The 19,932-nt window shown below is 69.4% G+C and carries 16 protein-coding genes and 2 pseudogenes; 9 read left to right on the forward strand and 9 right to left on the reverse strand.

Annotation, left to right across the window (positions count from 1 at the left end; all coding sequences use genetic code 11):
• Positions 1 to 110: 110 nt before the first annotated feature.
• Entirely contained in the window at positions 111 to 752 is a 642-nt protein-coding gene (locus tag FHS34_RS37880) for a hypothetical protein (RefSeq protein WP_220378399.1), read from the reverse strand.
• Between the two features lie 788 nt (positions 753 to 1,540).
• Positions 1,541 to 1,930, reverse strand: a complete 390-nt coding sequence (locus tag FHS34_RS37885; protein ID WP_184974219.1) for a hypothetical protein — start codon at positions 1,928 to 1,930, stop codon at positions 1,541 to 1,543.
• A gap of 126 nt (positions 1,931 to 2,056) precedes the next feature.
• On the opposite strand from FHS34_RS37885, the pseudogene FHS34_RS44275 reads away from it, so the two are divergent.
• The 4 genes and pseudogenes from FHS34_RS44275 to FHS34_RS43920 all read left to right on the forward strand — a co-directional run.
• Positions 2,057 to 2,222 (forward strand): annotated as a pseudogene (locus tag FHS34_RS44275) (transposase); the annotation flags it as partial.
• Positions 2,223 to 2,377: 155 nt separating this feature from the next.
• Positions 2,378 to 4,474, forward strand: coding sequence for a sensor histidine kinase (locus tag FHS34_RS37895; protein ID WP_184974221.1), 2,097 nt, complete (start codon positions 2,378 to 2,380; stop codon positions 4,472 to 4,474).
• On the forward strand, positions 4,471 to 5,181 hold the full coding sequence (locus tag FHS34_RS37900; RefSeq protein WP_184974223.1) for a response regulator transcription factor: 711 nt from the start codon (positions 4,471 to 4,473) through the stop codon (positions 5,179 to 5,181). The genes FHS34_RS37895 and FHS34_RS37900 overlap by 4 nt, the downstream gene beginning before the upstream one ends.
• A 947-nt stretch (positions 5,182 to 6,128) precedes the next feature.
• Positions 6,129 to 8,111, forward strand: coding sequence for a histidine kinase (locus FHS34_RS43920; RefSeq protein ID WP_184974225.1), 1,983 nt, complete (start codon positions 6,129 to 6,131; stop codon positions 8,109 to 8,111).
• 360 nt (positions 8,112 to 8,471) lie between these two features.
• Here FHS34_RS43920 and FHS34_RS37910 read toward each other — a convergent pair whose 3' ends face one another.
• From FHS34_RS37910 to FHS34_RS37930, 5 genes are all read right to left on the reverse strand, one after another.
• Positions 8,472 to 8,846, reverse strand: a complete 375-nt coding sequence (locus FHS34_RS37910; RefSeq protein ID WP_184974227.1) for a hypothetical protein — start codon at positions 8,844 to 8,846, stop codon at positions 8,472 to 8,474.
• Between the two features lie 1,297 nt (positions 8,847 to 10,143).
• Positions 10,144 to 10,362, reverse strand: coding sequence for a hypothetical protein (locus FHS34_RS37915; protein ID WP_184974299.1), 219 nt, complete (start codon positions 10,360 to 10,362; stop codon positions 10,144 to 10,146).
• A 311-nt stretch (positions 10,363 to 10,673) separates the two neighbouring features.
• Entirely contained in the window at positions 10,674 to 11,237 is a 564-nt protein-coding gene (locus FHS34_RS37920; protein ID WP_184974229.1) for a TetR/AcrR family transcriptional regulator, read from the reverse strand.
• Positions 11,234 to 11,596: a DUF1304 domain-containing protein gene (locus tag FHS34_RS37925; protein WP_184974231.1), complete on the reverse strand. Its 363-nt coding sequence runs from the start codon at positions 11,594 to 11,596 to the stop codon at positions 11,234 to 11,236. The genes FHS34_RS37920 and FHS34_RS37925 overlap by 4 nt, the downstream gene beginning before the upstream one ends.
• Before the next feature lie 62 nt (positions 11,597 to 11,658).
• Positions 11,659 to 11,922, reverse strand: a complete 264-nt coding sequence (locus tag FHS34_RS37930; protein ID WP_184974233.1) for a hypothetical protein — start codon at positions 11,920 to 11,922, stop codon at positions 11,659 to 11,661.
• Positions 11,923 to 12,279: 357 nt separating this feature from the next.
• Here FHS34_RS37930 and FHS34_RS37935 point away from each other — a divergent pair, with 357 nt between their 5' ends.
• The 4 genes from FHS34_RS37935 to tkt all read left to right on the forward strand — a co-directional run bounded on the left by FHS34_RS37935 (position 12,280) and on the right by tkt (position 16,856).
• On the forward strand, positions 12,280 to 12,450 hold the full coding sequence (locus tag FHS34_RS37935; RefSeq protein WP_011113206.1) for a DUF5670 family protein: 171 nt from the start codon (positions 12,280 to 12,282) through the stop codon (positions 12,448 to 12,450).
• A 367-nt stretch (positions 12,451 to 12,817) separates the two neighbouring features.
• Positions 12,818 to 13,327 (forward strand): hypothetical protein, encoded by a 510-nt coding sequence (locus FHS34_RS37940; RefSeq protein ID WP_184974235.1) that lies wholly within the window; start codon positions 12,818 to 12,820, stop codon positions 13,325 to 13,327.
• Positions 13,328 to 13,850: 523 nt separating this feature from the next.
• On the forward strand, positions 13,851 to 14,516 hold the full coding sequence (locus FHS34_RS37945; protein WP_184974237.1) for an HAD family hydrolase: 666 nt from the start codon (positions 13,851 to 13,853) through the stop codon (positions 14,514 to 14,516).
• A gap of 102 nt (positions 14,517 to 14,618) precedes the next feature.
• A complete protein-coding gene (gene tkt / locus FHS34_RS37950; protein WP_184974238.1) occupies positions 14,619 to 16,856 on the forward strand; it encodes a transketolase in 2,238 nt (745 codons plus the stop codon).
• 174 nt (positions 16,857 to 17,030) lie between these two features.
• Here tkt and FHS34_RS37955 read toward each other — a convergent pair.
• Both FHS34_RS37955 and FHS34_RS37960 read right to left on the reverse strand, forming a co-directional pair.
• Positions 17,031 to 17,895 (reverse strand): annotated as a pseudogene (locus tag FHS34_RS37955) (4Fe-4S domain-containing protein).
• Between the two features lie 555 nt (positions 17,896 to 18,450).
• Entirely contained in the window at positions 18,451 to 19,137 is a 687-nt protein-coding gene (locus tag FHS34_RS37960; protein WP_184974240.1) for a hypothetical protein, read from the reverse strand.
• A 103-nt stretch (positions 19,138 to 19,240) separates the two neighbouring features.
• Here FHS34_RS37960 and FHS34_RS37965 point away from each other — a divergent pair, with 103 nt between their 5' ends.
• Positions 19,241 to 19,873 (forward strand): TetR/AcrR family transcriptional regulator, encoded by a 633-nt coding sequence (locus tag FHS34_RS37965; RefSeq protein ID WP_184974242.1) that lies wholly within the window; start codon positions 19,241 to 19,243, stop codon positions 19,871 to 19,873.
• Positions 19,874 to 19,932: the final 59 nt, after the last annotated feature.

The following is a 19,932-nucleotide window of genomic DNA, read 5'->3' on the forward strand; positions in this document are numbered from 1 at the left end:
GGAGCAACACGGAAGCGGTGCGGCGCCGTGGGGGCGGGCGGGGTACGCCGGATGCGCGGTGGACGTACCGGGTGGACGCGAAGGGAGCGAAGGGGGGCGAAGGGGCCTGTTCAGTGCAGGATGCTGACGGCCCGCGCGATCACGAGGAGTGAGGTCAGGAGCGCGGAGATGCTCTGGATGGCCATCAGGGCCTTGGCGCGGGTCGACAGCGGCATGGTGTCGGTCGGGCTGAAGGCGGTGGAGTTGGTGGTGGACACGTACAGGTAGTCCATCAGGGTGGGGACCCAGTCCGAGGTGGCACTCGCGCCGTCGGCGACTTCCTGGACGGCGTCGTCGTTCTCATCCTGGGAGAAACGGAAGTCCGCCAGGGGCAGGGCGGAGCGGGGCGCCTGGGTGCGGCTGACCGGACCGCCCCGATCCAGCTCCCAGTAGGCCAGCCCGAAGACGATGATGTTGGTGAGCCAGACCTGCAGCGCGGCCACCAGCAGGGACCGGCCGTCCTTCACCCCGGCGTACACCAGTTCGTGGATCAGGATGGCCAGCGCCACGAGGTTGCTGACCGCGATGACGCCCACGAGCGTCAGCGACAGCACGCGGAACGTCTTCGTCTGCCGGGTCAGCCGTTTGGGGTTGATGGCGACGAGCGGGATGAGCAGCAGGCATTCCAGGGCGGGCAGGACGTACCGGGGAGCGATCAGCAGCCGCTGCGGCAGCACCAGGTACAGGGCGATCGCGGCGAGGGTCGCGACCACCGCCGGAAGCCGTGCCTCTCCCCTGCGCTCATGCCTCGGATGCCGGGCACTGGCTTCCGCCCGCGTATGTGCCATCCCACCCGGCCTTCCGGTCGTTGCCGCAACGGACCGTGACAACGGCACCTCGCACACCTTCTGCCGTGCCGGGCGCCGCGCACTCCCAGCATGTACCCCGAAGCACGCGGGCCGTGCCTGCGCGGGAAGGACACCGCCCGGCCGGGTGCCTGCCGGCCACGCGAGCCGACTTTCGCTGCCCGGGGGTGCGTCTTTCAGACGACGCGTCATGGACGTCGGGCCCGGTGCCGTAGACCGTCGGCGGACGGCGGTGGTGGGGCGGGCCCGGGCAGGGTGGGCCGTATGCAGAAGCTGGATGAGCGTGAGCAAAGGGATCGGGGGCTCACCCGGGCCCGGTTCCTCGCCGGCGTGGCCGGCGCGGGGGTGGCCGCGGGACCATCGAAGTCGCCACGGACGAAGGCCCGCGCAACGACTTCAAGTAGCCGCGCAGCTCGACCCGAAGATCCTCAGCCTCCGGTCCCGGTCCCACTCAGGTGACTGGGACCGGGGCTCTCCACTTTCGAACGCCCGTGCAAGCCGGCCCCGCCTCTCAGCGCCTGGCGGCTTCCGGCCAAGGCTCGCGCCGGAGCTCGGCCACCCTCGCTGCTCGCTCAGGGGGCGCGAGCGGGCCGGCGTAGTTTCTGGACGCGCGCCTGCACGGTCCATGTGCCGCGCGCTGCCCGAGCGCTTGCGCTGCTTGGCGCCGCCGAGGTCACGATGCAAAGGGCGGGCGGTCAGGCGTCAAGGTCGACTTCGGGGTGCGTGAACCGCACAGCCTTGCCCAGCGACCGGGCGTAGGCGATTTCGGCTCGGGTGCTGTCTCCGATGTAGTCGCCAACTACGAGCACCTCATCAGCGAGCCGGATCTTCGCCCGGTGCAGACCGTCGAGTCGAGCCTTCAGCGCCTCGGCCTCGACAGGAGCGGACCAAGGTTCGTGCGGCGACTTCATGTCAGTGCCCGGTTTGACGACAATCTTTCCGGCTTTGGTCTCCCGCAGATCGGCCTCGTTCATCTCGGTCATGAAGCGGGTGGAGCCGCAGATCACGACGATATGCGGGAGGCTCAACAGCTTCTTCGCATCGGCGAGCTTCTTCTCGGCGGTGAGCAGTTGCGGGTATGACACTGGTTCCTCCTGGTGGTGTGGTCCAAGGGGTGCCTGCGGAGACGAGAACGAGGGTGCCCAAGATCGGTCCTCGAAGTCGCGGGGGCCAGAGCGTGTCTCTTTGATGGGTTGGTCAGTTGATCGGATGTGTCTGTCCGATTAGTGATCACTGATGCGATGTGGGACCTGATCGAGCCGCTCAATGCCGGCCGATCCGGTCCGGGGACGGCGCTGGGCCGATCACCGCGGCACGCTCGAGGCCATCGCGTGGAAGTACCGCACCAACTCGCCCTGGCGGGACCTCCCCGACGAGCTCTAGGCCATGCTCCTGCGTGGAAAGGGTTTATGCTCGCCGGCGACGCGGGGGAGTGAACGGCATCCCGGGAACCCGGGATGCCCCTTCCTTCCTGCCGGTACCAGGATTCTCCCAAGGTGACTGAGCAAGACGCTGTAAATCTAGGGGGACCCATGACCCAGCTGCCCGACGTCGAAGTCACAGCCGCCCGCCCGCAGAACAACACGGCTCGCCTGTCCAGACTCGCCGCCGGCGTTTCGGTGATTCTCGCCGCGTGCGTTTCCTTGACATTCGTGCTTGTGCTGCTGACGCGGTCGGCCCAGCGGCCGGAGTGGCACCCGTGGGTCTTGGCCCTCAGCGATCCTTTGATGATTGCCGCCTTCGCGGCACCAGGCGCAGTCGTAGCCGTCCGTCGGTCCCACAACCCCGTCGGGTGGCTCCTGTTGGCGACAGGTTGCGGCATGGCCGTGGACAACCTGGCACGGGCGTACGGCCTCTATGCTCTCCAACACCACCTGCCCGGCGCTCTTTTGGCGGTCTGGATGTCGACCTGGGCATTCGTCCTGGTCAGCTATCCGATCTTCTTCCTCCTCCTACTCTTTCCCAACGGCCGTCAGCCTTCGACGACCTGGCGGGCCGCGGCGTGGTACACCGGCATGTGCGCGGCCATCGCTTTCCTGGTGGCAGCCTTCATGCCTGGTCCGCCCAGTGACGGCTACTTTCCCTCGAGTGACAACCCACTCGGCGTGTCGGCCTTGTCGTTCATGCGCGACCTCACGGGACTGGTGACGATTCCGCTTACCCTGATCCCTTTCCTGCTGTCGGCAGCATCACTGATCTACCGTTTCCGAACCAGCCGACGGCCGGTGCGTGAGCAGCTGAAGTGGGTCGCCCTATCCCTGTGGGCGGCCGTGGCCCTCATCGGCGCAACCCTCACCGTCCACGGACCGCTAGCAAGCATCGCCACGGGCATGGCCACAGTGATCTTCAGCACCGGCGTGATGATCGCTATCGTGAGGCACCATCTCTTCGACATCGACCGGCTCCTGAGCCGCTCGCTGCTCTACACCGCTCTCACCGCAAGCGCGATCGGTTTGTACGCCGGAATAGTCAGCCTCCTCGGCCTCTTCATCCAAGGCTCCGTGCACGGGACGGCATCGCTGCTGGCGACGGGTCTGGTAGCCGTAGCGCTTCAGCCGCTGCACCGCAGCCTGCAACGCCTCATCAGCCGACTCATCTACGGGCTGAGGGACGATCCCTATACGGCACTTGCCACCCTAGGGAGGCAAATGGAGGAAAGCACCGCGCCCGAGCAGATCCTGCCGATGGCCGCGGTGACGCTGGGTGAAGCCCTACGTCTTTCCTATGTGGCAATCCACCTGCACAGCGACACGGACGGCCCGACCTTGTCGACAGCTCGATGGGGAGCAGAGGCCCGTGATCCGCTCCGACTGCCACTCATCCACCAGGGCGTAGAAGTGGGGTCCTTGGTTGTCGGCGCTCGCTCTCCCGAAGAGCCTTTTACGGCAGCCGATCTGCGGCTGCTGAGGGATGCCGCCCGGCACATCGCACAGGCAGCAGCCGGAGTCCAGCTGACACTGGCCCTTCTGCGCTCGAGGCAGCAACTGATTGCCACCCGCGCTCAGGAACGCCGCCGCCTGGGCCGGCAACTGCATGACGGAGTCAACTCGGCGCTCAGCGAGGTCGTATGGGGCCTGCAGGCCGCACGCAAATGGCACCGCACCGATCCGGAGAGGGCAGACGCGTTGCTGGATGCCGGGATCACCCGAGCCCGCCAAGGCATTGAAACCGTCCGCGGCATGTCGCGGGGACTGCGCTCCCCCCTGGACGGTATCGGCCTGCTGGAAGCCATCCGCATCCAGATCGAGCGGTTCCCCCTGCCCGTAACAGCCGACCTCCCTGACGAACTGCCCGAACTTCCCGCTGCGGTGGAAGAAGCCGCCTACTGGATCGTGGTCGAGGCCATGACCAACGTTCTGCGGCATGCCCAGGCGTCACGCTGCGAACTCCGCCTGAGCATTGACGAAGACGCGCTGACGGTCGAAGTCGCCGACGACGGCCGTGGCCTGCCCACGCCCCTACGCCTCGGAGTCGGCGTGGGCTCCATGCGCGAGCGCGCCGCCGAAATCGGAGGCACCTTCCAGATCCGCCATCGCCCCGATAACGGTACCGAAGTTGTTGCCTACCTGCCGCTCACCCTTCCGGGCATCGACACCGGGGGCCGCCGAACTCCGAGGAGCCGACCGTGAATCAACCAACCCGCACCGGTGCGGACCCACGCGTACGCGTCCTGGTCGCAGACGACGAGCCATTCGCCCGTTTCGCCCTGCGCATGCTCCTGGAAGCCGATCCCCGCATATGTGTGGTGGCAGATGCTTCCACCGGCCGAGAGGCGGTGCAACGCACAGCGGAGTACCACCCCGACGTGGTCATCATGGATCTGCGCATGCCCGAGAAGGACGGCGGACCCATCATTGACCGGGCAGGCATCACTGCGACGAAGGAAATCGTCCGCATGCGGCCCCAGACCCGAGTACTCGTGCACTCCAGCTATGACACAGACCCGCTCGTGGCAGCCGCGATGCGCGCCGGCGCGGCCGGGTACTTACGGAAAGCGGACAAGCGGGAGGAGCAGCTGGCCATGCTGGTCCTCGTCGTCGCCAGCGGTGCAGCAGTTTTCAACTGGAGCAACGAACGCATGCGTCACCTGTTCGACACCGCCTACAACGCGCAGCGTCAATCAGCCCTCCCACAACTCACACCCCGCGAGCGAGACGTCCTCAACCTCGCCGCAACCGCAGAGGAACCATCCAACCGAGTCATCGCCCGCAAGCTGGGCATCGGCGAAGGCAGAGTTGCCACCTATCTCTCCGAAGCCAAAGTGAAACTCGGGGCAGTCGACCGCAAGGACCTCATTGCCCAGGCCCGCAACGCCGGCCTGGGCATAGAACTCTGACTCTCGGCCACCCGGAACTCCCATGTCATGACGACGGAAGTGCAGCAGGCGCACTGTTCTTCCAGACAAGGCCGTCCGGCGGCACCCACAAAGGGCGCCGATGAGGGCGATCGGCTCGGGGGAAGGTGCCCTCGGGCGCATGCATGGGGAGGAAACACAATGGGCGAGGAGCAGCGTCAGCCCGCAACCCGGACCAAGAGGCCACCGCACCCGCGCCGCTGGAGCAGGGCAGTGCGCCTGTGGACGCCAACGGTGACAACCTGGCTCGCAACAGCGGCAGCGGCTTACCACAGCTGGCGTGGCTGAACCGATTGGACCGACCGGCCGACGGAGGCCCTCGCTGGTCTGAGGGGAGAGGTGCGGCGGCCGTGCCCCGGCTGGCCGTGGCACCTCTGCCCGAACACGGCCTATCCATCTCACCCCGTACCGAGCAGGTTCACGCGCCCGGCGCGGGTGTTTGAGCCGAATACGAGTGCGAAAAGCCACGTCCACATGGCTTTCGCTGCGCGGGATTCCGTTTCCCACGCCGGCAATCACTCATGGGGAGTTTCCAGCCGGTCCCTGGAATCGCTGCGACTGTTGGAAGCCGGCCGTGGATGCGGGCTCGGCGGGGCGGTGGCCGCACAGCGGAGGACGGCGTCGGGGGTACAGCGCGCCTGTGCCGCGCCGCTTGGACGTGCGGGCCACTCAGCGGAAACCGGTCGTACCGACCGCCGAGGAGTCCATGACTCCACGAAGGAGGGGAGATATCTCGGATTCCTGGGAGGGTCTTCCCTTGCGGCCGGGATCGCGGCTCGTCGACGGTGAAGGAACCGATGGCTACTGAGTGTCCAGGGGGAACGATGCAGGAGCTATCCATGAATCAGCGGGCTGAACGTAGTGCCCCAAGGGGCGCATCAGCCACGGTGAGGACACGGCTCGCATGTGCACTGTGGGCGCTCATCGCAGTGATCGCCGGCCTGACCCTTGTCTTCGTGATGCTGACGCGGTCGGCGCCACGGCCCGATTGGCATCCGTGGATCATTGCTGCGCTGGAGCCCGTGGCGTGCCTCGCCTACGCTTTTCCAGGATTCGTGATCACGAGGCGCCGGCCCCGCAACCCGATCGGATGGCTGCTGCTGGTCTCCGGATTCGGCGCGGCCCTCGATGCACTGGCGCACGCGTATGCGCTCCACGCGATTCCGCGGGATCTGCCGGGGGCCACCCTCGCGGCTTGGTCCTCGAACTGGGCATTCGTCGTCGATCTGTTCCCTTTGTATTTCCTGTTGCTGTTCTTCCCGGACGGCCGGCTGCCGTCAGTGCGGTGGCGGATTGCGGCTTGGTTCGTCGGCGGGTGCGGTGTTTGGGCGCTGCTGTTCTCGGCTTTTGTCCCGGGACCAATTGACCGCCAGTACTTCCCCACAGTAACCAATCCCTTTGGAAGTTCGCTGGTGCCGTTTGCAGACCCAGCAAACGAAGGCGTGTTGTCGATCCTCTTTGTCGCGTGCCCCTTCTTCCTTGCGGCGGCCTCCCTGATCCGACGGTACGTCACCAGGAGCGGCACGCCGCGCCAGCAGATCAAGTGGGTGGCGTTTGCGGCGCTGGTGGACCTGCTCATGGTGCTGATGATCACGCCGTTCCACAAAGAGGCCCTGGGGACGGCCGCGATGGACTTGGCCAGTGTTGTGCTGAGCACCGCGATAGCGGTCGCGATCACGCGGCACCGTCTCTTCGACATCGACCGGCTCCTCAGCCGTTCACTCCTCTACACGGCACTCACCGCCGGCGCGATCGGCCTCTACACCGCCTCCGTAAGCATCCTTGGGGTCGTCATACAAGGCACGGTCCCCGCGACGGCGGCGCTGCTTGCGACGGCCACAGTCGCCGTCGCCCTCCAACCCATGCACCGAGTCCTGCAACGCATCATCAGCCGCTTCATCTACGGGCTGAGAGACGACCCCTATGCGGCACTGGCGGGGCTGGGACGACAACTGGAGGCGACCACCGGACCAGAAGCCGTACTGCCCCAGGCGGCAGCAACAGTGGGCCAGGCGCTGCGTCTGCCCTACGTGGCGGTCGAGCTGAACGGTCACGATACCGACACGCTGCCTGTGGCCCGCTACGGTAGCGAAGTGCCCGACGTATTGCGCCTTCCGCTGGTCTGTCAGGGCGAGGAAGTCGGCGCTCTGGTATTGGGCGCGCGCACGCCCGGTGAACCGTTCACCGCAGCGGATCTACGACTGCTGCGCGACGTGGCCCGGCACATCGCACAGGCCGCGGCTGGGGTCAGGCTGACACTGGCACTGCTGCGCTCGAGGCAGCAACTCATCGCCACCCGTGCCCAGGAGCGTCGCCGCATAGGACGCGAGCTCCATGACGGCGTCAACTCAGTATTGAGTGAGGTGGTATGGGGCTTGCAGGCTGCCCGCAAGTGGCTGCGCACCGAACCGGGCAAGGCCGACGAGCTGCTGTCCGCCGGGCTCACTCGCATCCACGAGGGCATTGAGACGGTGCGCCACATATCCCGGGGACTGCGCTCACCTATCGACGGAGTCGGCCTGTTGGACGCCCTCCGGGACTACATCGAGCGATGTCCCATGTTCGTGGACGCCGACCTTCCCGAAGAACTTCCTAAACTGCCGGCCGCAGTAGAAGAGGCTGCGTACTGGATCGCGGTGGAAGCTCTGACCAATGTACTGCGACACGCCCACGCTTCCTGCTGCCGCGTGCGCCTGGATGTCACGGACGATTCGCTGAGAGTCACGGTTACAGACAACGGTCGCGGTCTCCCGGTGCCTCTGCGTCTCGGAGTCGGTCTCGGGTCCATGCGCGAGCGAGCAGCAGAGATCGGTGGAACCTGCCAGGTGGACAGCAGTGCGGAAGGCGGAAGCGAAGTGGCCGTGCAGCTGCCGCGAGTACTGCCTGGGGTAGAACTCGACGACCCGGCTTGACCTTCAAGGGAGCGGTTATAGATCAGAACAGCGTCGGTTGCCGCCCGCGCGCCGGCATGGTGGGGCCCAGGGGCTGGTGGTCCCCAGTGCCAGATACCGGCGGCCAGGGAGAGGCGTCATTGGGCTACTGCGGGCGAAGACGAAGGCATTCTGAACGATCAAAAGGCGGACGGATGGTCTTTGAGGCGGGCCCTGAGGGAGTTCTTCGTATTGGACCAGTCAGGGCCGGCCGGTGATGCTGTGGAGCGCGGAGTCCCGGATCCAACTGTCACCGCCTGCCCTGTCCCGGCGCGGGCGGCGGCGTCGGTTCCCCGTCCGATTCGGCGAGTTTGCGGGCTTCCAAGGCGACCGCATCGGCGGTCAGGACCCCCGCCCGGTGGGCGGTTGCCAGCCCGGCCACGACCTGCTCGTGGCATGCGCCGGGCCAGCAACAGTACTTCGGATCAACGCTGGGGTGTCGGCGAGGTCGCCGTGGGCGGTATTCGCTGCCGACCACCACTTGTCGTGAACAGGGGTGAAACGGCCCGCGGAACGGGCCTGCTCCAGCGCGGTCGACCCGGGGAAGGCACCCGGCTTGCGCAGCAGCGCTTCCAGATAGTGGTCCAGGACCAGGCGGGAGCCGTTCCGGCCGCCGAGACGCTCGTGCCGGGTGACCACGTTGCGGCCGTCATAGACGATCAGGTCGTTGGCGTGTAGCAGCACTCGCAGCTGGCGGCCGATGAAGCGGACCGGCACCGAGTAGACATTACCGAGTAGACATTGTCGCGGACGCTGATCCGGCTGAACCGGTCGACCCTCGGGGTGAACCGGCGTCCCGTCTCGAACGGCTCGGTCGGCAAGGGCGCCAGCAGGTGCTGTTCGGCCGCGAAGTAGTCGCCGATGGTGCGGCCTCGCAGCCGTCGTGCTTCGTCATCCTGGTCCCACTGGTCGACCAGCTCGTTCAGCTCGGTGAGCGAGGCGACCTCAGGAACGGGAACGAAGTGGTTGCGGCGGAAGTAGCCGATCTGCCCTCGACACCAATCTTCTCGTGGGCGCCCTCGATACCAGGCCGGCAGTGCAACGCCTCGACGCCCCAGTGCGAGCGGAACGCCCTCCAACGGTCCACCTCCATCCGGCCCTGGTAGAAGCCCAGCACCCGCTCGACCGTGGCCCGCAGGTTGTCGTAGCGGATGTGCCTGCGCGGAAATGCCGCCCAGGACCAGAAACGCGTGCACGTGACAGCACCTCGTCACACCTCATGCCGGCGACGACCTTGGCGCGGGACGCGGAAGTTCTGCACGGCGTCGACTGCCTGTGCGGAAACCGCTCATTTCGGGGCCGCGACTGGACGTGCGGAGGCCACCACCGGTCAGAGGGACGGGCAGGGGTCTCAAGGCCTATCAGCGGGTACCTACCTCATCCGTGCGGCGCCAGGCGTTGTGAGCGCGTCGGCCTAGGCTTTCCGGTGGCGCCCGGCCGTCACGCTGCTGGCGGGCCTTGCCTGGGACCCTCTGCTGTGAGGCTGGCTGGTCTGGGATGCTTCAACGCGATGACCGCCGCCACTCCGCCGCACAGGCCGCCCACCGCGGAAGCTGCGCCGGTCGCCGCGGAGATGACATCCGTTGTGGTGTGTTGATCGGCGGGCGCGGCGTGAGTGAGGAGATCCCGCACATCCGTCTGCGAAGCGCAGTTCTCCGCTGGCTTTATGGCTGGGCTCAGCGAACTGCCTGCCACTTCGTGCCCCAGCAGCCCGACCCAGAGCAGGACACCGCCAGCGGCCAAAGCGAGAGCAGAGACGATTGCCAACCACACGGCCCGCCGCCTGTTTGATCGTCTCGGATTCATGACTTGAGCCCTCACACAGTCAGACTCGTTGGTGCCGTCAGTTTCAGTGTGGGAGCTACGGCTGGAGGCAGCGATTCGGGCTGGACCCGCCGAGTGCACCGGAGGGCCGAAACCCGAAACTTCGCAGGTCACGCCCAATATCGGACGCGAAACCGGTTTCGGGTTGGGGTGAAACCTCAGGCTCTTCCCCAAAACGGCGCGCGAGCCCCTACTCGCCGTCCTCGACGGCCGGGAGATCGGCGTAGTGCAGGCCCTTGGCCCCGCCGCAGCAGTCCCGAATGGTCAGCTGCCGGATCGACACTTTGAAGGGCTTCAGCGCCGCACTGAGCGCCGTCGAGGCGGCTGCCGCGTCCATCTCCGTCCACGGCTTGTACAGGCCACGGCTGAGTGTCGCCGGTTCCCCTGGTTGGCCGACGATCCGACTCACCCACCGACCGGGTCGGGCCGCTACCGGTGCGCCGGCGAGTCACCCGGAGGACGCCACGGCGAGCACATGGTGATTGTGTCCTCGATGGACGCCGAAGGCCGCGCCGAGGGGTGTGCTCGCCCGTGACGGGCTGCTCAGCGGGCCGTAATGCAAGCAGGTCCGCATGCCCGCGGGCGCCCGCGACACCGGGTACCGCTACCGTGACCGGTACCTGTGGCTGACGGAGGACCGGGACACCGCCTAGGTCCGCACGTCCTCCGGAGTGGAGGCCTGGCCCCGGGCGGCGCGGGAGGTCGCCTGCAAGTGACCGGTCACCGGCTCCGGTGCAGTGCGACCAGCAACTGCCAGACCTGGTCCGCGACTTCCTCCGGCGCGGCCCGCAGCAGCCCGTGCAGCCAGTCCGCGAGGACACCCGCGAAGGTCGCCGCCACCGCCGACGCGACCAGCGGGGCGTCAGCCGCGCCGGCCAGTTCGCGCTCCTCGAGGCTGCGGGCCCGCAGGTCCCGGTGCAGCACCCGGCCGAGCGGCCCGCCGCCGCCCGGCGCGAGCAGCGACCGGTACAGGGCCGCGTGCGGGGACAGACCGGTGAAGAACTCCCGCAGCGCGGGCGGGGCGTGGACCGGATCGGGCCGCCCCCGCCAGGCGTGCAGCGCGTCCACCGCCTGCCGTACGACGTCCGCGCACGCGTCGATCGCCAGCGCCTCGATGCCGTCGTAGTGCACATAGAACGTGGCCCGGCCCACCCCGGCCCGGCGCACCAGCGCGGCCACGGCGACCTCCGCCGGCGGTCGCTCGGCGCACTCGGCGAGCAGGGCGGCGCGCAGCCTGGCGCGGGTGCGCGCCGCCCTCGGGTCCTCGTGTGGCGCCCCGCTCATCGTGCGGCGATGACGGCGGCCAGCGCGAGCGCGCCGGGCAGCGCCTGGGCGAACAGGATGCGGCGATTGGCCGTGGCGGCGCCGAACACGCCCGCCACCACCACACAGGACAGGAAGAACATCTGCACCCGGAAGCCGGTCGGGTCGGCGGCGAGAAGCCCCCACACCAGTCCGGCCGCGAGGAAGCCGTTGTAGAGGCCCTGGTTGGCGGCCAGCGGAGCGGTCACCCGGGCCGTCTCCGGGTCGAACCCGTGCAGCCCCCGCCCTGGCTTCCGCTGCCACAGGAACATCTCCAGCACCAGGATGTACATGTGCAACACGGCCACCAGGCCGACCAGCACGTTCGCCACGATCTCCATGAGCAGCGAACCCTCCCCTTCTTGGACAGGTGTCCAGGATAGCTGGACACCTGTCCAAGAAATTACCGGGTCCCGTCGGTCGACGGGCACAGCACCCACGGCGGCGCGCTCATCTCAAGCCGGTACGCCCAGGCCCACATCTCCTCCGCGGCCTGGGCCATGAGCGGATTCTCGACCGACGGGTCGAAGGGCATGGGGTAGTCGGGAAGCCTGAGCGGGGCCCGGGCCGGTGAAGCGGTCACCGGCTCGCAGGCGCGGAACTGTTCCGCGACCCGGGCCGCTGATGTCCCCAGTCCGCTGGGCCGCCACGGTGATGTGCTCTGCATGGATCTCCCTCGCACACTGCTCTGCCTGCACCCACGTACTCGGCTTCACCGGTCACCGAGCCGGCCGACGGCCAGCCGGGTCAGTGACGTCTACCGACCGTCCGAGTGTCTCGGCCCGGTGGCGGGCGGATGTTGTTCCTCATCGGAAAACGCTCGTAAGAGGACACCGCACCCTGACCACAGGTCCCTGGCACCGCGGTTGCCGAGGCGATGCGGCCGCGCGTGCGGGGGAGCGGGGGGAACCAGGCCGGCGCCCGGCAACCTGTGCCTATGCCCCGTGGCCCGCGGAAGTAACTCACGCTTTGTGGGCTTGTCGGCGGAAGGTAAGGGCACCTGGTGGCCAGGAGGTTGATAACGATGGTTCCCCTGCTTCTGGTTCTTCTGCTGGCTCTGATCCTCTTCGGTGCGGGTTTCGCACTGAAGGCGCTGTGGTGGATCGCGGTGATCGTGCTCGTCGTGTGGCTGCTGGGCTTCGTCGTCCGCACCGCGGACAGCGGTGGCCGCAAGGGCCGCTGGTACCGCTGGTAGTCGATAGACGCCAGGCGCGATGAGCGCGCCACGCTGCGCGAGGTGATGGGGCCCGGCCGTACACGGCCGGGCCCCACTCGCGTAAGGAGACCTCCTGTGCGGGTGGTTGGGAGGGATCGGGCGTATCGGGCGCATCGCAGGGTACGTGAGTGATGCACCGGCCCCGCAGGCCCAGCAGTGGAACCCTGCTCCTCCTGCCTGCGGGGCTGCTGCGCCCCAGCGGCCGACAGCTCCCTGTTCAGTCCTGACAGCTCGATTTTTCCGACCGCCACGGGCCCGCGGCAGAGGCTGCTCGGGCGGCACCCGCTCAGGTAGCCTGCCGTCTCCCGGCCGCGGAACATGCACGAGGACGATGAGGTGATGGGGCATGCGCTCGTCGTCATGGGGCGCCGAACTGCTGAGCGGGCTCAGGCCGTTGTCCCGGGTGGTGCTGTCGGTCTGCCTGTGCGGTCTCGCAGTGCCGTTGTGGTTCGCCGCGCAGAACACGTACCGGTTCGTCGAGGGCCACCACACGAAGACGGAAGGGTACGTGCACTGCGAGTCGGGCGGCCCGTGCCACGGCGCGTGGCGCCTGCCCGGCGGGCAGCGCGGGAACGGTGAGATACGCGGTCTCCCCTTCGCCGCCGACGAGGAACTCCTGACGGACCTACCGCTGTACGCGGGCCGGGACTGGGCCGTCGCCGACCGCTCCGCCCTGCTGGCAAGCGCGGCCTGGGAATACGCCGGCACGGGGATCGGCGCGGCCCTCACCTTGTCGATCGCCTGGAACCGGTCCTACAGCAGCGGCTCGCGCGATGACGTGTGTCGCCGGCGCCGTCGCCGCGGCCACGCCTCCACCGCCGCAGCCGGTCACGAGCATGACCGGGGGAGAACATGAGCCGACCACTGCTGTTCCTCCATGCCGCGGCAGCGGGCTGCGGCACCGCGGCGTCCTCCTGCTCGGCACCCGTGCTCTCGGAGGCGGGACAGAGCTTGCCGAGCCTCCCGCTCCGGCGGCCGCGGCTCGGTGCCTGGCCCACGCCGACGCGCCGCGCCGTCTGACAGCCGCCGGCGAGATCGACCCGAACCAGCCCCTGGACGCTGCTGCGCGGCGCGCTGGAGAACTTCGCCACCGGCCTGGGGCTCCTCGACGGCGCCGGGCGCAGTGAGCGCCGACGTCGCGCCCTGTCGCTGTGGAACGAGGACATGCGCTCCCGGCAGCCGCACGAGACGGACACCGGCCACCTCCCGTCCGGCGGCGGCCTGACCGGTGCGCAGCGCCGGACCGAGATCCGCGCCCTCGCCGACCAGCTCGGCCCTGGCCCCGCTGACCGCACCCAGGACCAGGACCCATACCGACGGTCGCCTTGTCGGTCCCACGGTCTCCGTGTGGGTACTGGGCCGGTGGGTAGCCGGTGAGCGTGACCGCATCCGCCATCGCCGTCCTCGACATCGACGGGACACTCATCGACTCCAACTACCACCACGCCCTTGCCTGGTACCGGGCACTGCGCTCGGTGGGCGAGATCTATCCGGTGTGGCGGCTGCACCGGCTGATCGGGATGGGCGGGGATCAGGTGGTCACCGCTGTCGGTGGCGAGGAACTGGAGCGCCGGGTGGGCGACCGGGCCAGGGAGCAGCAGGGCAGGGAGGTCGACGAGCTGCTGGAGGAGATGGCGCCGTTGCCCGGTGCTCGCGATCTCCTCGTGGCGGTCAAAGAGCGCGGTCACCGGCTGGTGCTGGCCAGCTCTGCTCAGCAGCGTCACGTGGAGGTCTTTTTGGACATGCTGGACGCCCGTGACGTCGTCGACGACTGGACCACCAGCGCCGATGTGGAGTCCTCCAAGCCGGCGCCGGATCTGCTGCACGTGGCGCTGAAGAAGTTGGGAGCGCCGCCCGACGCGGCGAGTGTGATGGTCGGCGACTCGGTGTGGGACGTCGAGGCGGCCAAGAGAGCGGGGATGCCGGCGATCGTCGTCCGTTCCGGCGGGTTCGGGGACGACGAGCTGCGGAAGGCCGGCGCCATCGCCCTCTACGACACCCCCGGCGACCTCGCGAAGGCACTGGACGACACCCCACTCGCCTGACGCCCCCACCGTCGTCGCCGGGCCCGCCCGGTTGCGGTGCCCGATACCGGCCGCGCGGTGAAAAGCATCTACCGTCCCACCCCCAAGGGAGTACCGCCACCGATGACCGCCAATGAGGCAGACTCTGCCGCCGAGGCGAAGAGCACCCGCCCCGAGGCTCCCGCCGAGGCCGCGAGCGACGCCCCCACCGGCAACCCCTTCCAGCCGCACCCCACCCTCCCCGAGGGGATGGGCGATCTCGACCGACGCGCGATCGACACCGTGCGCGTGCTGGCGATGGATGCCGTACAGAAGACCGGCAACGGCCACCCCGGCACCGCGATGAGCATGGCCCCCACCGCCTACCTGCTGTTCCAGAAGTGGCTGCGCCACGACCCGGGCGATCCGCACTGGGTCGGCCGTGACCGCTTCGTGCTGTCGATGGGGCACTCGAGCCTCACCTTGTACATCCAGCTCTTCCTCTCCGGCTACGGCCTGGACCTGGCCGACCTTCAGGCGCTGCGCACCTGGGGCTCTGCGACCCCGGGCCATCCCGAGGTCAACCACACACCGGGGGTGGAGACGACGACCGGCCCGCTCGGCCAGGGCGTCGGCAACGCCGTCGGCATGGCGATGGCCGCCCGCCGCGAGCGCGGTCTGCTGGACCCCGACGCCCCCGAGGGCGAGAGCGTCTTCGATCACACGATCTGGGCGTTCGCCTCCGACGGCGACCTGGAGGAGGGCGTCAGCGGCGAGGCGTCATCGCTGGCCGGCACTCAGGAGCTGGGCAATCTGGTCCTGGTCTACGACGCCAACCGGATCTCGATCGAGGACGACACCGACGTCGCGTTCACCGAGGACGTCGGCAAGCGGTACGAGGCGTACGGCTGGCACGTGCAGCACGTCGACGACGGCGAGGACCTGGCCGCGGTCGACCGCGCGCTGGCCGCTGCCCGGGCCGAGACCGGCCGCCCGTCGCTGATCGTGCTGCACACGATCATCGGCTGGCCCGCGCCGAACAAGCAGAACACCGGCGCGGCCCACGGATCCGCGTTGGGCGAGGACGAGGTCCGGGCGACCAAGGAGATCCTCGGCTTCGACCCCGACAAGACTTTCGAGGTCGACCCGGAGGTGCTCGAGCACGCCCGCCGGGTCGCCGGGCGCGGCGCGCAGGGGCACGCGACGTGGCAGCGGCGCTTCGACGCGTGGCGGGCCGGCAACCCCGACGGTGCCGCGCTGCTCGAGAGGCTGTCCACCCGCCGGCTGCCGCAGGGGTGGGCGGACGGCCTGCCGGTCTGGGACGCCGATCCGAAGGGCGTGGCGACCCGGAAGGCTTCCGGCGAGGTCCTCGCCGCCCTGTACCCGGTCCTGCCGGAGCTGTGGGGTGGTTCCGCCGACCTGGCGGAGAGCAACAACACCGCGGTCAAGGGGGAGGCTTCGTTCCTGCCCGAGAGCCGGCAGACCAAGATGTGGTCGGGCGGCCCGTACGGGCGCACGCTGCACTTCGGTGTCCGCGAGCACGCCATGGGCGCGATCATGAACGGCATCGCGCTGCACGGCGGGACCCGCGTGTACGGCGGCACGTTCCTCACCTTCTCCGACTACATGCGCGGTGCGGTGCGGCTGGCCGCGCTCATGCAGCTCCCGGTCACCTACGTGTGGACGCACGACTCCATCGGGCTGGGCGAGGACGGCCCCACCCACCAGCCCATCGAGCACTACGCGGCGCTGCGGGCCATCCCCGGCCTGGACTTCGTCCGCCCGGCCGACGCCAACGAGACCGCGGTGGCCTGGCGCACCATCCTCGAGCACAACGACCGCCCGGCCGGACTCGCCCTGTCCCGGCAGAACCTGCCCGTCCTGGACCGCACACGGTTCGCGTCGGCCGAGGGCGTAGCCCGGGGCGGCTACGTGCTGGCCGAAGCCTCCGGCGGCAGTCCCGAGGTCATTCTGATGGGCACCGGAAGCGAGGTGCAGATCGCCGTCGCCGCCCGGGAGACGCTGGAGGCCGACGGCATCCCGACGAGGGTCGTGTCACTGCCGTGCTGGGAGTGGTTCGCGGCCCAGGACCGGGCCTACCGCGAGCAGGTGCTGCCGCCCGCGGTGCGCGCCCGGGTGAGCGTCGAGGCCGGCGTGCCCATGGGCTGGCGGGAGTTCGTCGGCGACGCCGGCCGCATCGTCGGCCTCGACCACTACGGCGCCAGCGCGGCCTACACCGTGCTGTACGAGCAGTTCGGGCTCACCGCGGACGCGGTCGTCGCCGCGGCCCGGGAAAGCCTTGCCGCCGCCGAGGCACCGCCGCTGGCCCCCGTCGGCCCGGACAGCGCCGGCGCCCTGCAGGCCCCCACCGGCGATCGCTGACCCGCCTGCCCCGCCCGGGCGGTCGACGGTCTCGGACGTCGGGATGTTCGGCGAGGGCGCGACCCACGGCGGCCCGCGTCCGCGCTGCTCGTCGTCACCCAGCGCCGGCTCACCACCGGCGCGACCGGCGGCGCCGTCAAGTGAGGGCGCGGCCGGTCACCGCTCCGCCGGCGCTCACCAGCGGAGCCCGGTGAAGTCGACCGGGCGGGGGCGCAGCAGACGGGTGCGGTCCGCCAGGGCGTGCAGCCGCCGGGACATCTCGTCGGCCGGCAGGCGGCGCCGGTCCCCGTGGCCCGGCAGCACCCACTCGAACCGCAGCCGCCCTGCCGTCCTGGCCAGGGACGCGGCCAGCGCCTCGATGCCAGATCACGCTCTCGGCGACTTCCCGGTCAGCGGTCGTACGCGACCAGAAGAAGCTGTCGCCGCTGAAGCAGTACCGGTCGTCGGCGAGGTAGAGGACGCTGCCCCGGGTGTGCCCGGGGAGGGGGTGGGCGGTGACGCCCTCGGCGATGTCCAGCGGTTCGAGGCCGCGGATCACCTGGTCGGCGTCCGGGGCGGCGTCGAGGTCGTCCTCGTGGATCCAGAGCCAGGCGCCGAAGTGGTCGGCGTAGCGGCGGCCGTGTGCGGCGTGGTCGCGGTGGGTGAGCAGCACGTCGGTGACGGGGCCCGAGGCCGTCCAGCGCTCGGCCAAGGCGCGGCTTCAGCGGGGCGTGTCGATCATCATGCTGGTGCCGGAGGGCCGCGGGAGCAGGTAGGAGTTGGCGCCCGCGGTGTGGGGCGAGTTGTGCCCACAGATCAGCACCCCGTCGTCCAGGTGCATCGGGAACGGGTTCAGCGACTGGTCCGCCCGGCCGGTCAGGGGCCGGATCGAGCGGGTGGGGCAGGCGAAGACGGCCGCGTGTAAGCGCCGGTTCTCCGCGTCGTCGGCGGGCGGGCGCAGGACGACGGATTTCCCGTCGGCCTCGCCGATCAGCCCGGGTGCGAACTGCCGGGCCACATCGCAATTCGTGCAGCGGTCGTCCACGTACCATCCGTCCACGGCCGGACTCCTTCCACGGGGATGCGGCCTCGGCGGAGGCCTCCCCACCAGGGGTACCCCGCCCCCCGCCGCACCGGTAGGCCCCGCCGACCTTGTGTTTCCGGCGCCGGGCCGCTCTCACCAGGGGGTTCCCGCTGGGACGCGAAGCGGCCGAGTCCTTGCCAAGACCGCCGCGCCGTGCCGTGCCGTGGCCGGTGCCGTCGCCGGGCGGGCCGCCCTGGTCGTGGAGTTGCTGTCGTCGGGGCGTTCTGGCCCGTCGCGATCCCGGATGGCGTGCTGCTGCTGTCGGGCCGTTGGGCTGGCATCGGCCGCCGGTTCGCCGCTGTCGGGGTGCTCGGTCGCCGCTTGGGCCGCGGGTTGTCATGCCGTTCGGTAGGGGCGGCCGTTCCGGTGCGTCGGGCCTCACCCCGTCGGGCCGTTGCCGGGCCGCCCCGCCGGGGCCCTGCCCGTCGGCCGTTCGCCTCGTTGGACCGTCGCTGTGCTGCCGCCCGTGGACCCACGGGCTGGGAGGTCGAGGGTCGGCAGCTCACGGCGTCGACCCCGGACCGGGTTCGATCACCGGGCGCGTTCGATCAAGCGGTTCGCGTTCGTGTTGCCGCCGCGCCACCGGGTGCGGGCCGCCCAGGCCGCTCCGCCGAGGGCGAAGCCGTAGACGGAGACCAGGCCGTGGCCGTTGTCCTGGGCGAGCCACATCGCCAGGCCCAGCACCGGGACGCCGATCGCCAGGGCGAGTTCTTTGGGGAGGCGGGTGCGCGTCAGGAAGGCCAGGGCGAGAGTGGCGCCGAGGAAGTAGGTGGCGCCGGAGCTGCCGGCGAAGTTCCGGGGGTCGGTGCTGGGACCGTCGGCGAAACCGAGCAGAGAGTCGATCCGGCCGGGCAGCACGATGCCGGCGACGAAGAAGCCGAGGGTCAGCGGGCCGCCCCAGTACCACTGGGCGAGCGCGGCGACGACGGCGAGGGTGACGAGGTTCCACAGGGCGCCGAAGACGCCGCCGTTCTGCAGGAACACCGAGGTGAACTCGCGCCACCAGCCGGACCGGGTGGGGTCGGCGTCCAGCGCGGGCATGGCGCCGGACCAGACCATCTGGAGCAGCACGCCGCCGACGGCGATCGCGGTCAGGATGACAGCCGCCCACGGGATCGGGCGCCCGCGCACGGTGTCTCGGCCGACCACCCCGAGACCGCAGTTGACCATCATGATCATCAGTGCAGCCGTGGTCACGTTGAAGACGATCGCCCCCATGCCAGCCACCCCCCGGTTCCAGCGTTTCCAACGCCGTTCGAAATCTGACGGCGCAAAACTAGCACTTTTCGAACAGTGTTGGAAAACGCTGTACGGTGAGCTCATGAAGCTCACCAAAGAGCGCATCGTCGACGCGGGCATGGCCGTCTTCGCCGAGGTCGGCTACCAGCACCTGTCCATGCGTCAAGTCGCCGACCGTCTCGACGCCCACGCCGGCAGCCTCTACTACCACGTACGTGGCAAAGAGGAACTGCTCGCCCTGATGGCCGACCGGGTCTGCCGCCGTGCCTACGACGCGTGTACCGCCGTCCTGGCCGCCCTTCCGCCCGACGCCCCCTGGCAGGACCGCGTCGAAGCCCAGGTCACCACCCTGCGCACGGAGCTCAAGCAGCACCCCGGGGGCGCCCAGCTCCTCGCCGAGAGTCCCGGCATGCTCAGCACCGGTGCGTTCTCCCTGATGGAACGCCTGCTGCGGACCCTGCTGGACGGCGGACTGCCCGCCGCGCACTGCGGCATCGCCGCCGACACCCTGCTCAGCCACGTCACCGGCTTCGTCCTCCAGGAACAGAACCAGCCGACCGCGCCACCGACCGTCACCGCCGGCCTCCATGCCGACCTGTGCGAGCAATTCCCGCTGGTCATGGGCGGCCTGATTCCGCGGCTGAGCCATGACGAGAAGTTCACCCGGAGCATCCGCCTGCTCTGCACGGGCTTCGCGGCGCTCAACCAGCCGTAGAGGCCGGGCGGCGGCCGTCAACTGGTGAGAGACCGATGGGTGGTACCGGCTGCTCCCGG

This window comes from Streptomyces echinatus (genome assembly GCF_014203595.1).
GTDB classification, from domain to species: domain Bacteria; phylum Actinomycetota; class Actinomycetes; order Streptomycetales; family Streptomycetaceae; genus Streptomyces; species Streptomyces echinatus.

Bases quoted from the DNA above. Each gene is read 5' to 3' on its own strand.
- FHS34_RS37965 (WP_184974242.1), top strand. From the start codon at position 19,241: ATGAAGCTCACCAAAGAGCGCATCGTCGACGCGGGCATGGCCGTCTTC.
- FHS34_RS37935 (WP_011113206.1), top strand. From the start codon at position 12,280: ATGGTTCCCCTGCTTCTGGTTCTTCTGCTGGCTCTGATCCTCTTCGGT.
- FHS34_RS37930 (WP_184974233.1), bottom strand. From the start codon at position 11,922: ATGCAGAGCACATCACCGTGGCGGCCCAGCGGACTGGGGACATCAGCG.
- FHS34_RS37895 (WP_184974221.1), top strand. From the start codon at position 2,378: ATGACCCAGCTGCCCGACGTCGAAGTCACAGCCGCCCGCCCGCAGAAC.
- tkt (WP_184974238.1), top strand. From the start codon at position 14,619: ATGACCGCCAATGAGGCAGACTCTGCCGCCGAGGCGAAGAGCACCCGC.
- FHS34_RS37960 (WP_184974240.1), bottom strand. From the start codon at position 19,137: ATGGGGGCGATCGTCTTCAACGTGACCACGGCTGCACTGATGATCATG.
- FHS34_RS37925 (WP_184974231.1), bottom strand. From the start codon at position 11,596: ATGGAGATCGTGGCGAACGTGCTGGTCGGCCTGGTGGCCGTGTTGCAC.
- FHS34_RS37920 (WP_184974229.1), bottom strand. From the start codon at position 11,237: ATGAGCGGGGCGCCACACGAGGACCCGAGGGCGGCGCGCACCCGCGCC.
- FHS34_RS37940 (WP_184974235.1), top strand. From the start codon at position 12,818: ATGCGCTCGTCGTCATGGGGCGCCGAACTGCTGAGCGGGCTCAGGCCG.